Origin of the sequence: Streptomyces sp. NPDC001544 (genome assembly GCF_042894285.1) — a bacterium.
GTDB lineage: Bacteria > Actinomycetota > Actinomycetes > Streptomycetales > Streptomycetaceae > Streptomyces.
Genome location: NZ_JBIAVN010000010.1, coordinates 218,685 through 233,785, shown reverse-complemented (window position 1 = coordinate 233,785; position 15,101 = coordinate 218,685). Strand labels below are relative to the sequence as shown.

At 69.7% G+C, this 15,101-nt stretch carries 10 protein-coding genes; 6 read left to right on the top strand and 4 right to left on the bottom strand.

Features of this window, described 5'->3' with window-relative positions; translation table 11 throughout:
• Positions 1-95: 95 nt before the first annotated feature.
• The 3 genes from fusA to rpsL are packed head-to-tail and all read right to left on the bottom strand — an operon-like array spanning position 96 to position 3,106.
• The gene (fusA, locus tag ACFY0F_RS25290; protein WP_388798491.1) at positions 96-2,222 is read right to left on the bottom strand and encodes an elongation factor G; all 2,127 of its coding nucleotides are present in this window, start codon (positions 2,220-2,222) and stop codon (positions 96-98) included.
• Positions 2,223-2,261: 39 nt separating this feature from the next.
• Positions 2,262-2,732 (bottom strand): 30S ribosomal protein S7, encoded by a 471-nt coding sequence (gene rpsG, locus ACFY0F_RS25285; RefSeq protein ID WP_003992340.1) that lies wholly within the window; start codon positions 2,730-2,732, stop codon positions 2,262-2,264.
• 2 nt (positions 2,733-2,734) lie between these two features.
• Entirely contained in the window at positions 2,735-3,106 is a 372-nt protein-coding gene (rpsL, locus tag ACFY0F_RS25280; RefSeq protein ID WP_003948652.1) for a 30S ribosomal protein S12, read from the bottom strand.
• A 402-nt stretch (positions 3,107-3,508) separates the two neighbouring features.
• Between rpsL and ACFY0F_RS25275 the strand changes: the two genes are divergently transcribed.
• The 6 genes from ACFY0F_RS25275 to ACFY0F_RS25250 all read left to right on the top strand — a co-directional run bounded on the left by ACFY0F_RS25275 (position 3,509) and on the right by ACFY0F_RS25250 (position 11,034).
• Positions 3,509-4,264: a Crp/Fnr family transcriptional regulator gene (locus tag ACFY0F_RS25275; RefSeq protein WP_388798488.1), complete on the top strand. Its 756-nt coding sequence runs from the start codon at positions 3,509-3,511 to the stop codon at positions 4,262-4,264.
• Between the two features lie 170 nt (positions 4,265-4,434).
• Positions 4,435-5,340 (top strand): hypothetical protein, encoded by a 906-nt coding sequence (locus ACFY0F_RS25270; RefSeq protein ID WP_388798485.1) that lies wholly within the window; start codon positions 4,435-4,437, stop codon positions 5,338-5,340.
• Complete coding sequence (locus ACFY0F_RS25265) at positions 5,337-7,529, top strand: hypothetical protein (RefSeq protein WP_388798482.1); 2,193 nt, start codon at positions 5,337-5,339, stop codon at positions 7,527-7,529. Before ACFY0F_RS25270 ends, ACFY0F_RS25265 begins: the two co-directional genes overlap by 4 nt.
• A gap of 51 nt (positions 7,530-7,580) precedes the next feature.
• Complete coding sequence (locus ACFY0F_RS25260; protein WP_388798479.1) at positions 7,581-9,176, top strand: hypothetical protein; 1,596 nt, start codon at positions 7,581-7,583, stop codon at positions 9,174-9,176.
• Complete coding sequence (locus ACFY0F_RS25255; RefSeq protein ID WP_388798476.1) at positions 9,173-9,682, top strand: Pycsar system effector family protein; 510 nt, start codon at positions 9,173-9,175, stop codon at positions 9,680-9,682. The genes ACFY0F_RS25260 and ACFY0F_RS25255 overlap by 4 nt, the downstream gene beginning before the upstream one ends.
• Positions 9,683-9,762: 80 nt before the next feature.
• Entirely contained in the window at positions 9,763-11,034 is a 1,272-nt protein-coding gene (locus tag ACFY0F_RS25250; RefSeq protein ID WP_388798473.1) for a M48 family metalloprotease, read from the top strand.
• An 81-nt stretch (positions 11,035-11,115) separates the two neighbouring features.
• Here the strand turns inward: ACFY0F_RS25250 and ACFY0F_RS25245 are convergent, their stop codons facing one another.
• Positions 11,116-15,015: a DNA-directed RNA polymerase subunit beta' gene (locus ACFY0F_RS25245; protein ID WP_388798470.1), complete on the bottom strand. Its 3,900-nt coding sequence runs from the start codon at positions 15,013-15,015 to the stop codon at positions 11,116-11,118.
• Positions 15,016-15,101 lie beyond the last annotated feature (86 nt).

Sequence of the window (15,101 nt, the reverse complement as noted above, 5' to 3'; positions counted from 1 at the left end):
TGGATGTCCCGGAACCCGGGGCATTCATCCGGCGATTGCCGCTGAATGCCCCCTGAGGCTCCGGAGTCAAGCCTACGGCGTGTAAACGGAGAGTGTTACTCGCCCTTGGCCTTCGCGATGATCTCCTCGGCGACGTTCCGCGGAACCTCGGCGTAGGAGTCGAACTGCATCGAGTAGCTTGCGCGACCCGACGTCTTGCTGCGGAGGTCGCCGACGTAGCCGAACATCTCCGACAGGGGCACGAGGCCCTTCACGACGCGGGCACCAGCCCGCTCCTCCATGGCCTGGATCTGGCCACGGCGGGAGTTGATGTCGCCGATGACCTCGCCCATGTAGTCCTCGGGCGTGGTGACCTCGACGGCCATCATCGGCTCGAGCAGCACGGGGCTGGCCTTGCGCGCGGCCTCCTTGAAGGCCTGCGAACCGGCGATCTTGAAGGCGAGCTCGGAGGAGTCGACCTCGTGGTAGGCGCCGTCGTGGAGGATGACGCGCACGCCGGTCATCTCGTAACCGGCGAGGATGCCGAACTGCATGGCCTCCTGCGCACCGGCGTCGACCGAAGGGATGTACTCCTTCGGGATACGACCACCGGTCACCTTGTTCACGAACTCGTACGAGACGTCGCCGCCCTCGAGGGGCTCGATGCCGATCTGCACCTTGGCGAACTGACCCGTACCACCGGTCTGCTTCTTGTGCGTGTAGTCGACGCGCTCGACGGCCTTGCGGATCGTCTCGCGGTAGGCCACCTGCGGCTTGCCGACGTTCGCCTCGACCTTGAACTCGCGCTTCATGCGGTCGACGAGCACCTCGAGGTGCAGCTCGCCCATACCGCCGATGACGGTCTGGCCGGTCTCCTCGTTGGTGTGCACCTGGAAGGAGGGGTCCTCCTCCGCGAGACGCTGGATGGCGACACCCAGCTTCTCCTGGTCACCCTTGGACTTGGGCTCGATCGCGACCTCGATGACCGGCGCCGGGAAGTCCATGGACTCCAGGATCACCGGGTTCTTCTCGTCGCAGAGCGTCTCACCGGTCGTGGTCTGCTTCAGACCCATGACGGCGATGATGTCGCCGGCGCCCACCGCGTCGATCTCCTCACGCTTGTTCGCGTGCATGCGGTAGATCTTGCCGATGCGCTCCTTCTTGCCCTTGACGGAGTTCAGCACCGAGGTGCCGGACTCCAGGCGGCCCGAGTAGACCCGGACGAAGGTGAGCTTGCCGAGGTGCGGGTCGCTCATGATCTTGAACGCCAGCGCCGAGAGGGGCTCCTCGTCGGACGGCTTGCGCTTGACGACGACCTCGGGGTCCTTGACGTCGTGGCCCTCGATGGCCTCGATGTCGACCGGGGACGGCAGGTAGCGCACGACCGCGTCGAGCAGGGGCTGGACGCCCTTGTTCTTGAACGCGGTGCCGCAGAACACCGGGGTCACGGTGGTGCCGGTGCCCTTGCCGGACGCGATGGTGATACGACGGATCGCGGCGTAGAGCTGCTCCACGGAAGGCTCCTGGCCCTCCAGGTACAGCTCCATGAGCTCCTCGTCGTTCTCGGCCACGGCCTCGAGCAGCTTGCCGCGGTACTCCTCGGCAGCCTCGGCGTGCGTGTCCGGGATGTCGACGGTGTCGTACATCTCGCCCTTGGTGGCCTCGGCGGACCAGACCAGGGCCTTCATCGTCACGAGGTCGATGACGCCCTTGAAGTCGGCCTCGGCACCGATGGGGAGCTGCATCACGATCGGCTGCGCGCCGAGGCGGTCGCTGATCATGTCGACGCAGCGGTGGAACTCGGCGCCGGTGCGGTCGAGCTTGTTCACGAAGCAGATACGCGGAACGCCGTAGCGGTCCGCCTGACGCCACACCGTCTCGGACTGCGGCTCAACACCGGCGACGCCGTCGAACACCGTCACGGCACCGTCGAGGACGCGCAGCGAACGCTCCACCTCGACGGTGAAGTCGACGTGGCCCGGCGTGTCGATGATGTTGATGGTGTGGTCGACGTCTTCCAGCGGCCAGTGACAGGTGGTGGCAGCAGAGGTGATCGTGATGCCACGCTCCTGCTCCTGCTCCATCCAGTCCATGGTGGCAGCGCCGTCGTGGACCTCACCGATCTTGTACGACACACCGGTGTAGAACAGGATCCGCTCGGTGGTGGTCGTCTTGCCCGCGTCGATGTGGGCCATGATCCCGATGTTGCGGACCTTGGCCAGGTCAAGTGAAGTGGTAGCCATAAGGCTTCAGTCTTCTCTCGGTCTCGATGTGGGTAGCGACTACCAGCGGTAGTGCGCGAAGGCCTTGTTGGACTCGGCCATCTTGTGCGTGTCCTCGCGCTTCTTCACAGCGGCACCGAGGCCGTTGGAGGCGTCGAGAAGCTCGTTGAGCAGACGCTCGGTCATGGTCTTCTCGCGACGGGCGCGGGAGTAACCGACCAGCCAGCGCAGCGCGAGCGTGTTGGCGCGACCGGGCTTGACCTCGATCGGAACCTGGTACGTCGCACCACCGACACGGCGGGACTTGACCTCGAGGGTCGGCTTGATGTTCTCCAGTGCGCGCTTCAGCGTGATGATCGGGTCGTTGCCCGTCTTCTCACGCAGACCCTCCATGGCGCCGTAGACGATGCGCTCGGCGGTGGAGCGCTTGCCGTTCAGCAGCACCTTGTTGATGAGGGAGGTCACCAGAGGAGAACCGTAGACCGGGTCGATGATGACCGGGCGCTTCGGGGCGGGGCCCTTACGAGGCATTCTTACTTCTCCTTCTTGGCGCCGTAACGGCTGCGAGCCTGCTTGCGGTTCTTGACACCCTGGGTGTCGAGCGAGCCGCGGATGATCTTGTAGCGAACACCCGGCAGGTCCTTCACACGGCCGCCGCGCACGAGCACGATGGAGTGCTCCTGCAGGTTGTGTCCCTCACCCGGAATGTAAGCGGTGACCTCGATCCCGCTGGTCAGACGCACACGCGCGACCTTACGCAGGGCCGAGTTCGGCTTCTTCGGGGTGGTCGTGAACACACGCGTGCAGACGCCGCGACGCTGAGGGGAACCCTCGAGTGCGGGCGTCTTGTTCTTCTCGACCTTGTCCTGCCGGCCCTTGCGGACCAGCTGCTGGATCGTAGGCACTACTTCTCCGGTTTCTGTGTGCCGAATGGTGAAGCTAACCTGGAACGTCGCCGACCCACGCGGTCGGGTGTGTCGAATCCGGCAGACTCTCACCGCTAGGCGAGGAAGGCGCAGATTACGGTGGCCGGTTACGGCTCACTATGCGGTTTGAAGGCACGCACGGGAGCCAGGGCACACCCCAGGCACAAGGTCTGAGCGTACCTAGCTCACGGACTTCGGTCAAAACAAATGGAGCGCGCCACGACACGCCGGGTGCCCCGTCCGTCCTGCCGTGATTCATCCCGGTTGTCCCGACGACCGGAACGATCTTCAGTCATTGGCTGATTCGCGCTCTTCCACGCTCCGCGTCCGCACGCTTTCTGTACGTTGATCCGTCCGCTGCGGGTGATCGGGGGGCCGAACATGACGACGTGGACGCCGGCGTACTCACCGGACGACGGTGGCCTGGACGACCGGGTGCCGTTCCTGGCCCGGCTGGAGAGCGAGGACCGCTCCGCGCTGCTGGCCCTCGGCCGCACCCTGGACTTCACCCCCCGCACCATCCTGATCCGGCAGCACGAACCGTCGGCGCACGTGCTGTTCCTGGTGCACGGCTGGACGAAGGTGACCGCGTCGGCGGCCAACGGCTACGAGGCGCTGCTGGCACTGCGCGGCCCCGGTGACGTCGTCGGCGAGTCGGCCGCGCTGACCGGGCGCTCCCGGTCGGCGACGGTCACCGCGCTGGAGGAGGTGCGGGCGGTGGCGGTGGAACGCGAGCGCTTCCGGGACTTCCTGGGCCGCTCACCCGCCGTCTCCTTCGCCCTGCTCGGTCTCACCGCGGACCGCACCCGCGCGGCCGACCGGCGCCGGCTGGAGTTCGCGTCGCTGAGCGTGCGGGAGCGGTTCGCGGTCCTGCTCCTCGATCTGGCCCGCACCCACGGCCGCCGGACACCGGCCGGCATCGAACTCGCCGTACCGCTGAGCAAACAGGAACTCGCCGGTTCGGTGGGCGCCTCCCGGGAGATGGTGCAGCGCCTGCTGAAGGAACTGCGCGACAAGGACGCCGTCGCCACGGGCCGCCGCACCATGCTGATCATGCGCCCCGACATCCTCCGCCGTATCGCGGCGACGGACCCGGCGCCCGGGATCCCCTCGCCTCCGGGGCCGAGCGAGCGGTGAAAACCGCCCGGGCGAGCGGTGCCCGGAGGCGTCCGGAACAGCGAACGCACATGCCCCACTGCGTCTTCTGTGCATCCCGTCACACTTGAAGTGGGTCATCCGCCCTCACAGGAGCACCGCCGGGACCAGCAGTCTTCAGGTCTGCCCGGCCCACCCCTCGAGAGGCGACGATGAGCGACCCCGTTATCCGGACGATCCTGCTGCTCGACATCGAGAGGTTCAGTGACCGGGACGACGTGGAGCAGGCCTATCTGCGGCGGATGCTCTACGACATCACGGACCGCACGCTGGACAGCGCCGGCGTCGACGTGACCCGGCGGCTGCGGGCCGACCGCGGGGACTCCGTGATGGAACTGATCGACGCGGGTGCCCCCGTGACCGCCCTGCTGCGGGCCCTGCTCACCGAGGTGCCGGCCCAGCTGCGGACGGTCAACCGCATGGCGTCCCGCTCCGCGCAGATCCGGCTGCGCGGGGTCCTGGCCACCGGCTGGGTGGCCGTGGACCAGCACGGCGGCTGGGTCGGCGCCGACCTCAACCACGCCTGCCGCCTGCTGGACGCGGACATGCTGCGCGCCGCCCTGCGCGAGCGCGCCGGCGACTTCGCCCTGTGCGTCTCGGACGCCCTGTACGAGGGAGTCGTGCGCCACGACCACCCGGGCATCCCGGCCACCGACTTCAGCAGGGTGACCCTGGGCAGCAAGAACGGCCCGCTGACGGCGTGGCTGCACGGTCCGCTGCCGGCCCCCGCCGAAGCGGCCGAGGGCACTGGAGGGACCGAGGAGACCGCGGAAGCGGCAGACGGCACGGACCACCGTGGGACGGGGGAAGGGGAGGCGCCGGGCGGATCGGGGGACCGCCCGGCGCCTCGGGTACCCATGCAGGGCGGGCCCCCCGAGGACCGCCCGGCGCCGGACGGACAACGGGGAGCCCCGGCGCCGGGTGCGGTCTTCCACTTCAACGGCGGCGCGCCGTCCTTCGGCGGCAGCCTGGTCGGCGGCGACCAGCACGGCGTCAGCGGCGGCACGGTCAACGGCGACGTCAGCCTGGGCGGCCATGAGCGGGGTGAGAGCGCGTGAGCACTCCCGAACAGCCGGAGAGCGGCAGACCGGCCCCGGGCAACGCTCCGGAGGCCGCTGAGCCGCCCGCCCCCGAGGAGGACCGGCAGCAGCGTCCCGCCGAGACCGACGAGGAGCGCGACCAGCCGCAGGACGCGTGGGCCGCCCGGCGCGACCTCATCGACCACAGCCCGCGCACCATGAACGTCGGCGACCGGTCCCGCTTCGGCGGCGGCCTCGCCGGCCGCGACCAGCACGGCGTCAGCGGCGGCCGGGTCACCGGCGACGTCATCATGGGCAGCAAGACCGAGTACCACTTCGCGATACCCGGCCTGTCCGCGCCCGCCTCGGCCTCCGGCGAGGTGCCGCGGACCACCCTGGAGCGCCTGGCGAGGACCTTCGTCGCCGACGAGGAGTTCATGGCCGGCCTGCTCGAGCGGCTGCGCCGCGACCGCGTACTGGTCCTGTCCGGCGCCCGGTTCACCGGTCGGCGCACCGCCGCCCTGATGCTGCTGCACCGTCTGGGCGCCGACCCCGTGCGCACCCTGGTGCGCGACACCGACCCGAGCGAGCTCGCCGAGCGGTTCACCGCCGAGGACAAGGCCCGCGGCTACGTCGTGTGCGACCTCGCCACCCGCCGCGACCGTCCGCTGCGCGAACCGCACCTGCTCGCCGCCAGGGACCGCCTCGCCGAGCAGGACGCCTATCTGGTCGTCACCCTCGGCCCCACCGCCGTACTGGAGGACGTGGCGGCCGTGGAGTGGCGTCCGCCCGCCACCGCCGACGTCCTCGCCGCGCATCTGCGCACCCGCACCGACGAGGCGACCGCCGAGAAGCTGCTCGGGCTCACGGCCGTCACCGAATTCCTGGCGCGCGGACACCAGTTGCGCGAGGTCACCGCCTTCGCGCAGGTCCTCGGCGAGTACGCGGCCGGGGAGGCCTCCGAGCGGGCGGTCGCCGACTTCTCGCTGGGCTCGCTGGAGAACCAGGTCCAGGAGTGGTTCGAGGAGGACGAGCACACGGTCCACCTGCGTGACAAGGCGTTCCTCGTCGCCCTGGCCGCCTTCGACGGTGGCCCGTACGCGCTCACCGCCGAACTGAGCGACCTGCTCTACCGGTTCCTGCAGGAGACCGAGGACCCCTCCCGCGTCCCGGAGGTCCCCGTCTTCGGCACGCACGTCGGCAAGCGCCTCCAACTGGCCCGCGCCGAGCGGTACGAGGACGACGAGCACACCGAGTGGGGTCCCGTCACCCAGCAGAAGGCGAGGTTCCGCGACGAGCGGGCCTCTCTGGTCCTGCTGCGCGAGGTGTGGACCGGCCACCCCTCCGCCCGGCCCGCCCTCATCGCCTGGCTGCGCCAACTGGCCGACGACGGCCGCCCGCTGGTGCGCACCCGCGCCGCCTCCACCGTCGCCGTCCTCGCCCGCACCGACCTGCCGTCGGCGATGGCGCTGGTCATCGAGCCCTGGGCGACGTCCAAGCGGTTCCGGCAGCGGCTCGTCGCCGTCAACGCGCTCACCCTCGCCCACCTCATCGACACCCCCAACATCCCGCGCATCCTCGACACCTGGTGCGAGGGCGACGACGCGCGGCTGCGCTGGGTGGCCGTGCGGTCGTACGGACTCATCGGCCCCGAACGGCCGGAACAGGCGCTGGCGGCGCTGCGCGGAGCCGTGCGGCGGCTCTACGAGGACGGGCCCGGTGACCTCGACGAGTCGATGGCCCGCGAACTCGCCGAAGCGGTCGAGCTGTTGCTGCTGTCCCCGGCCAGCGACCGGGTCCTCGCCGAACTGCGCGGCCACCTCGACGACGACCGTGCGGTCCGCGACCTCACACTCGCCGGCTTCGTGGGCGCCTGCCGCCGCAAGGAGGGCGACGAGCGCTACGGCACCCCGCTGGTCCTCGCCTGGTACGCCCGCGCGGTGACCGACGGTGACGCCCCGGCGCAGGGCATCCCGTACCTGTGGCGGGCCGCGCTGGCCGACCCGGGTTCCGCCCGGCCGGCGCTGGAGGTGCTGCGCGAGTGGGTGCTGGTCGCCGACCGCGCCACCGCCGCCGAGTGGGCGCTGGCCGCCCTGCTGCCCACGCTCGTCACCACGCCCACCGAACACCAGCGGCTGAGCCACCTGCTGCGCACCATGTCCGGCGAGGACGGCAATCCCCCGCCCGAGGTCGCGGCCCGTCTGCTGACCACGCTTCCCACCCGCTGAGCCCACCACACCTCCCGCCCGTCCGCGGGGCCGCACAGGAGAGATCCGCACATGCCCACCTTCCGCCAGCCCGAGTGGCAGCAACAGGCCGACCGGCACTCGCAACTGATCGACCCGGTCCTGACCGTGCGCCAGCTGTCCCGCTTCGACTTCAACCTCAAGTCGTACGTCCGTATCGACAACGCCCTGGTCTTCTCCACCGCCCGCGGCGAGTACAGGCCGTACCTGCCGCCCGAGCGGCCCACGCGCGCGGAGATCGTGGCCAACCACTACACGTCCGTCTACGAGGTCGACATGGGCGTGCACCCGTACACGTCCGACCTGCTGCTGCCCAGTGACAACGACGCGCTCGAGTTCACGGCGGAGGTCGACCTGTCCTGGCAGGTGCTGGACCCGGCCCGGTTCGTGGCCACCGGGTACCGGGACGTGCCGAAGCTGCTGCTCGGTGAGCTCCAGGAGGCGGCCCGGCCGGTGACGCGCCGGTTCGCCGTGACCGACAGTGCGGCGGCGGAGGCGGAGCTGCTGGAGCGGATGAAACTGCTGGGTCCGCTCGGCGCCACCGCCGGCCTCCAGGTCACCTGGACGCTGCGGGTGCGCCGGGACCAGGCCAACCTCGACCACGAGATGCGCAAGCAGGCCATCCAGCACTCCGCCGCCGAGCAGATCCTCGCGGCGGAGCAGGGCATGGGCATCGACGTCGCGATCGACCGCCGGGGCCGCCAGCAGGACGCGCTGCAGATCGAACGGGCCATGGCGTACGGCCAGCAGCAGCAGGCCTACCTGCTCCAGCAGCAGCACTGGCAGCACCAGCAGGCGCTGCTGGCGAGTCAGCAACAGCTGGAACTCCAGCGCGTGGAGGCGGAGAAGATCAACTTCTACCAGTACCACCTCCAGCAGGGCGGCGTGCACGCCTGGGCGCTGCACCTCGCCCAGCACCCGGAGGACTCCCACCTCGTGATGAACAGCATGCGGCAGGACCAACTCCGCATGATCCAGGACCAGATGGAGCTGGTGAAGCAGCTGCTGAACGGGGACGCGGCGGAGAACTGGGAGCTGGAGGGTCCCAAGCAACTGGCCCTGCGCACGGTCAACGACATCCTCAACCAGCGGCTGCCCGGTGTGCCGCAGACGCCTCCGCCGCTGGCGGCGGGTGACGGCCCGGCCTACCCCGAGTCCCCCGGGGAGGGGCAGCAGGGGACGCCCGGCGCGGGCGGCTTCCCGGGCCCGTCCGCAACACCCACCGTGCCGCCCGTCCCGGGGCCGTCCGGCACGTCCGCCATGCCGCCCGTCCCGGGGCCGTACGGCACGTCCGCCATGCCGCCCGTCCCGGGGCCGTACGGAGCGCCCGGCCCGGGTGCCTTCACCCCGCCGCCTCCGTTCCCGGCAGCTCCGCCTGCCACGGCCGCCTTTCCTCCGCCCTCACCGGCCGCACCACCCGTCGCGCCGCCGGCCGCACCACCGGTTGCGCCGACGGCCGTCCCGGCGCCGGGCCCGCAACCGCCCGTGGCCGGCCCGGCACCCGTGCCCCCGCCTGTCCCCGCGGCCCCGCCCCAGCCCCCGTCCGAGTCCCCGGCGTGGCAGCCACCGCCCGGATACGGGAGCGCTCCTACCCAGCCCGACCAGGCCTCGGAGGACGACAGCTCATGACCAGCCCCGCCCCCGCCGACCTGGTCCCCGTGTGCGAGCGGCTCCTCTCGGAGCTGCGCAACGAGGTCGCCCGGGCCGACAGCAAGGCGTCCGTGCTGGTCGCGGCGCTCGGGATGACCGCGGGCGTGTTCAGCGGCCTGCTCGCCGGGCGCGACTGGACACCGTCCGACCTGTCCTGGACCGCCACGGCGCTGTGGTGGGCGGGCACCGTGGCGCTCGGCCTGTCGCTCTTCGCCCTGCTGCTGGCCGTCCTGCCCCGCTTCGGCTCCGGGACATGGGCACCGGGCCGTCCCCTGTCCTACTTCGGCGACATCCGCCAGGCCGTCCGGATGGGCCGGCTGGAGGCCGCGCTCGCGGACACCCACCGCGACCCGACGACGGGGCTGACGGCCGCCCTCGCCGAGATGAGCCGCATCGCCGCCCGCAAGCACCAGTGGATCCGCACCGGGCTGATCGCCTTCTGCACCGGCACGGTCCTGCTGCCCGCCTCCCTGCTGATCGGCTGACCGCCCCCGTCCCCGCCCCACCGGCCCCTCCCCGAAGCACGACGCACACCGCTCGAGAAGCACGAACCGAAGGAACGACCATGACCCAGCCGCCCTCACCACCGGAGTACCCGGGACACCGGCAACCGCCCCAGTACCCGCAGTCAGCGCCCCCGTACCCGCAGCAGACCACACCGCAGTACCCGCAGTCCGCACCGCAGTACCCGCAGTCCGCACCGCAGTACCCGCAGCAGGCCGGCCCGCAGTACCCCCAGGCGGCGCCCCAGTACCCGGCGTCCTCGGCGCCCATACCGCCGCAGTACCCGCAGCCCCCGCAGCCCCCGCAGTACCCCCTAACGCCCCCCGCGGCCCCACCGGGCGCCCCGCCGTCGTCCGCCCCGACGGCGGCCGACGACACCGCCCATCCCCACCACATCAGCACCGACGCCCGCCGCGTCCACATCTCGGCCCACCAGCGCCGCACGGACGCGACAGCGATCGGTGCCCTGCTGCTCTACCTGCCGAACTTCCTGTGCAGCCTCTTCGTAGTCGGCCTGATCTCCCTCTTCTTCGGCGACCTCGCGTTCGTCGTGATCCTGCTCTGGCTCGCCAGCGGCGCACTCGTCTTCCACCGCCCGACGGAAAGCGCCCTCGCGCGCCATCTGCTCCGTTTGCGCTACCCCACTCCACAAGAACGAGCCAAACTCGAACCGGTCTGGCGGGAAGTCACGGCGCGGGCCGGCATCGAGGGACGCACCTACGAACTCTGGGTCGAGGACAGCGACGCCCTGAACGCGGTCGCGGCGGCCGGCCACATCGTCGGTGTCACCCGGTTCGCCATGAACAACCTGCCCAACGGCGAACTCGCCGCCGTCCTGGCCCACGAACTGGGCCACCACGTCGGCGGCCACGCCTGGTCCGGTCTGCTCGGCTACTGGTACGCGCTGCCCGGGCGCATCGCCTGGCGCGTGCTGAAGGCCGTCTCCACCGTCGCCTTCCACGTCTCCAAGGCCTTCGGCTGCCTCGGCGTCGCCTTCGTCGTGATGCTCGTCGGCGGTCTCGCCGTGGCGACCGTCAGCACGCTGTACGGTCTGCCGCTGCTGATCCTCGGTGTGCCGTACGCGCTCGCCGCCGTCGGCCGGCGCTCCGAGCTGCGCGCCGACGAGCACGCGGCCGCCCTCGGTTTCGCGCCCATGCTGGTCGGCGTACTGCACAAGCTCCACCAGGCGGAGGAGCAGGAGAAGGCCGCGCTGGCCGCACAGAACGGGGGTGTCCCCGTCGAGGAGAGCTCCCTGGCCAAGCTGCTGTCCTCGCACCCGGACCACCACACCCGGCTGCACCACCTGCAGCCGTACCTCCAGCAGTACGGCTGACACCCCCGGCACCTGACCCGCACACACGCCGAAGGGCGGTCACCCCGTAACGGGATGACCGCCCTTCATGCGATCGCTCGCTTACTGGTTGTACGGACCGTAGTCGTAGTCCTCCAGCGGAACGGCCTGGCCGGAGCCGGTGCCGAACGGCGAGTAGTCGATGTCGTCGTAGCCCACGGCCGAGTACATCGCGGCCTTGGCCTCCTCGGTCGGCTCGACCCGGATGTTGCGGTAGCGGGACAGACCCGTACCGGCCGGGATGAGCTTACCGATGATGACGTTCTCCTTGAGGCCGATCAGGGAGTCGGACTTGGCGTTGATCGCCGCGTCCGTGAGGACCCTGGTCGTCTCCTGGAAGGACGCCGCCGACAGCCAGGACTCGGTCGCCAGCGAGGCCTTGGTGATACCCATGAGCTGCGGACGACCGGAGGCCGGGTGACCGCCCTCCTGGACCACACGACGGTTCTCGGTCTCGAACTTCGAGCGCTCGACCAGCTCGCCGGGCAGCAGCTCGGCGTCGCCGGACTCGATGATCGTCACACGGCGCAGCATCTGCCGGATGATGATCTCGATGTGCTTGTCGTGGATCGACACACCCTGCGAGTTGTAGACCTTCTGGACCTCGCCGACCAGGTGGACCTGGACGGCACGCTGACCCAGGATGCGCAGCACGTCGTGCGGGTTGGTGGCACCCACGGTGAGCTTCTGGCCCACCTCGACGTGCTCGCCCTCGCTGACCAGGAGCCGGGCACGCTTCGAGATCGGGTAGGCCGTCTCGTCGCTGCCGTCGTCCGGCGTGATGACGATCTTCTTGGTCTTCTCGGTCTCCTCGATCCGCACGCGGCCCTGGGCCTCGGAGATCGGGGCGACACCCTTCGGGGTACGGGCCTCGAAGAGCTCGACGACACGCGGCAGACCCTGGGTGATGTCGTCACCGGCCACACCACCGGTGTGGAAGGTACGCATCGTCAGCTGGGTACCGGGCTCACCGATGGACTGGGCGGCGATGATGCCGACCGCCTCACCGATGTCGACCAGCTTGCCGGTGGCGAGCGAGCGGCCGTAGCACATGGCGCAGGTGCCGACCTGGGACTCGCACGTCAGGATCGAGCGGGTCTTGACCTCCTCGACACCGTGGTGCACGAGCTGGTCGATCAGCACGTCGCCGAGGTCCACGTTGGCCGGCGCGATCACCTTGCCGTCGATGACGACTTCCTCGGCGAGCATGCGGGCGTAGACGCTGGTCTCGACGTCGTCCGCCTTGCGCAGCACACCGTCGGCGCCACGGTGGGCGATCTTCAGCTTCAGGCCGCGCTCGGTACCGCAGTCCTCCTCGCGGATGATGACGTCCTGCGAGACGTCCACCAGACGACGGGTCAGGTAACCCGAGTCGGCGGTACGCAGGGCGGTGTCCGCCAGACCCTTACGGGCACCGTGCGTGGAGATGAAGTACTCCAGCACGGAGAGGCCCTCACGGAAGGACGCCTTGATCGGACGCGGGATGGTCTCGTTCTTCGCGTTCGACACCAGACCACGCATACCGGCGATCTGCCGCATCTGCATCATGTTTCCTCGGGCACCCGAGTCAACCATCATGAAGATGGGGTTCGTCTTGGGGAAGTTCTCGTTCATCGCCTCGGCGACCTCGTTGGTCGCCTTGGTCCAGATCGCGATGAGCTCCTGAGTGCGCTCTTCCTTGGTGATGAGACCGCGCTCGTACTGCTTCTGGACCTTCTCGTCCTGCGCCTCGTACCCGCGGACGATCTCCTTCTTCGCCTCGGGAACGACGACGTCGGAGATGGCCACGGTGACACCGGAACGGGTCGCCCAGTAGAAGCCGGCCGCCTTCAGGTTGTCGAGCGTCGCCGCCACGATGACCTTGGGGTAGCGCTCGGCGAGGTCGTTGACGATCTCGGAGAGCTGCTTCTTGCCCACCGAGTAGTCGACGAACGGGTAGTCCTCGGGCAGCAGCTCGTTGAAGAGCGCGCGGCCCAGAGTGGTGCGCAGGCGGAACGAGTCACCCTGCTGCCACTCGGGCTCGCCCTCCTCGCGCTCCGGCGGGGTCCAGCCGCGCGGCGGGATGGTACCCACCGGGAAGCGGATGTCGATCGGCGACTGCAGCGCGAGCTCGCCGGCGTCGAACGCCATGATCGCCTCGGCCGTGGAGCCGAACGCCCGGCCCTCGCCCTTGGTGTCACGCAGCTCGCCGTCGGTGGTGAGGAAGAACAGACCGAGGACCATGTCCTGGGTCGGCATCGTCACCGGACGGCCGTCGGCCGGCTTGAGGATGTTGTTCGAGGACAGCATCAGGATGCGGGCCTCGGCCTGCGCCTCCGCGGACAGCGGCAGGTGCACGGCCATCTGGTCACCGTCGAAGTCCGCGTTGAACGCGGTGCAGACGAGCGGGTGGATCTGGATGGCCTTGCCCTCGACCAGCTGCGGCTCGAAGGCCTGGATGCCGAGGCGGTGCAGGGTGGGAGCACGGTTCAGCAGCACCGGGTGCTCGGCGATGACCTCTTCGAGGACGTCGTACACGACCGTGCGGCCGCGCTCCACCATGCGCTTCGCCGACTTGATGTTCTGCGCGTGGTTCAGGTCGACCAGGCGCTTCATCACGAACGGCTTGAACAGCTCCAGCGCCATCGCCTTCGGCAGACCGCACTGGTGCAGCTTGAGCTGCGGACCGACGACGATCACGGAACGCGCGGAGTAGTCCACACGCTTACCGAGCAGGTTCTGACGGAAGCGGCCCTGCTTACCCTTCAGCATGTCGCTGAGGGACTTCAGCGGGCGGTTACCGGGACCGGTCACCGGACGGCCGCGACGACCGTTGTCGAAGAGGGCGTCAACAGCCTCCTGAAGCATGCGCTTCTCGTTGTTGACGATGATCTCCGGGGCACCGAGGTCCAGGAGCCGCTTCAGACGGTTGTTGCGGTTGATCACACGGCGGTACAGGTCGTTCAGGTCGGAGGTCGCGAAGCGGCCACCGTCCAGCTGCACCATCGGACGCAGGTCCGGCGGGATGACCGGGACGCAGTCGAGGACCATGCCCTTGGGGCTGTTGGAGGTCTGCAGGAACGCGGACACGACCTTCAGCCGCTTCAGCGCACGGGTCTTCTTCTGGCCCTTGCCGGTGCGGATGATCTCGCGGAGACGCTCGGCCTCCTCGTCGAGGTCGAAGGACTCCAGGCGCTTCTGCAGCGCCGCGGCACCCATCGAACCGTCGAAGTACGTGCCGAAGCGGTCACGCAGCTCGCGGTAGAGCAGCTCGTCGCCCTCGAGGTCCTGGACCTTGAGGTTCTTGAACCGGGTCCACACCTCGTCGAGGCGGTCGATCTCGCGCTGCGCGCGGTCGCGCAGCTGCTTCATCTCGCGCTCGGCGCCCTCGCGCACCTTGCGGCGCACGTCGGCCTTGGCGCCCTCGGCCTCCAGCTCGGCCAGGTCGGACTCGAGCTTCTTGGCGCGGGCCTCGAGGTCGGCGTCGCGGCGGTTCTCGATCTGCTGGCGCTCGACGGAGACGTGCGCCTCCAGGGAGGGCAGGTCGCGGGTGCGGCGCTCCTCGTCGACGTACGTGATCATGTACGCCGCGAAGTAGATGACCTTCTCGAGGTCCTTGGGAGCCAGGTCGAGCAGGTAGCCCAGCCGGCTCGGGACACCCTTGAAGTACCAGATGTGCGTGACGGGCGCGGCCAGCTCGATGTGGCCCATCCGCTCACGACGCACCTTGGCGCGGGTGACCTCGACGCCGCAGCGCTCGCAGATGATGCCCTTGAAACGGACGCGCTTGTACTTGCCGCAGTAGCACTCCCAGTCCCGGGTCGGACCGAAGATCTTCTCGCAGAAGAGTCCGTCCTTCTCGGGCTTGAGGGTGCGGTAGTTGATGGTCTCGGGCTTCTTCACCTCGCCGTGGCTCCACTGACGGATGTCGTCAGCGGTGGCCAGGCCGATCCGGAGCTCGTCGAAGAAGTTGACGTCGAGCACTATGCGTCAATCCCTCTCAGGGTCGTAAGTCTGTGGTCTGAAACGGGGGCCTGGGGGTCGGCGGGGGCCTCACACGGTGGCGAGGC

Bases quoted from the DNA above. Each gene is read 5' to 3' on its own strand.
- rpsG (WP_003992340.1), bottom strand. From the start codon at position 2,732: ATGCCTCGTAAGGGCCCCGCCCCGAAGCGCCCGGTCATCATCGACCCG.
- ACFY0F_RS25270 (WP_388798485.1), top strand. From the start codon at position 4,435: ATGAGCGACCCCGTTATCCGGACGATCCTGCTGCTCGACATCGAGAGG.
- ACFY0F_RS25260 (WP_388798479.1), top strand. From the start codon at position 7,581: ATGCCCACCTTCCGCCAGCCCGAGTGGCAGCAACAGGCCGACCGGCAC.
- fusA (WP_388798491.1), bottom strand. From the start codon at position 2,222: ATGGCTACCACTTCACTTGACCTGGCCAAGGTCCGCAACATCGGGATC.
- ACFY0F_RS25275 (WP_388798488.1), top strand. From the start codon at position 3,509: ATGACGACGTGGACGCCGGCGTACTCACCGGACGACGGTGGCCTGGAC.
- ACFY0F_RS25255 (WP_388798476.1), top strand. From the start codon at position 9,173: ATGACCAGCCCCGCCCCCGCCGACCTGGTCCCCGTGTGCGAGCGGCTC.
- ACFY0F_RS25250 (WP_388798473.1), top strand. From the start codon at position 9,763: ATGACCCAGCCGCCCTCACCACCGGAGTACCCGGGACACCGGCAACCG.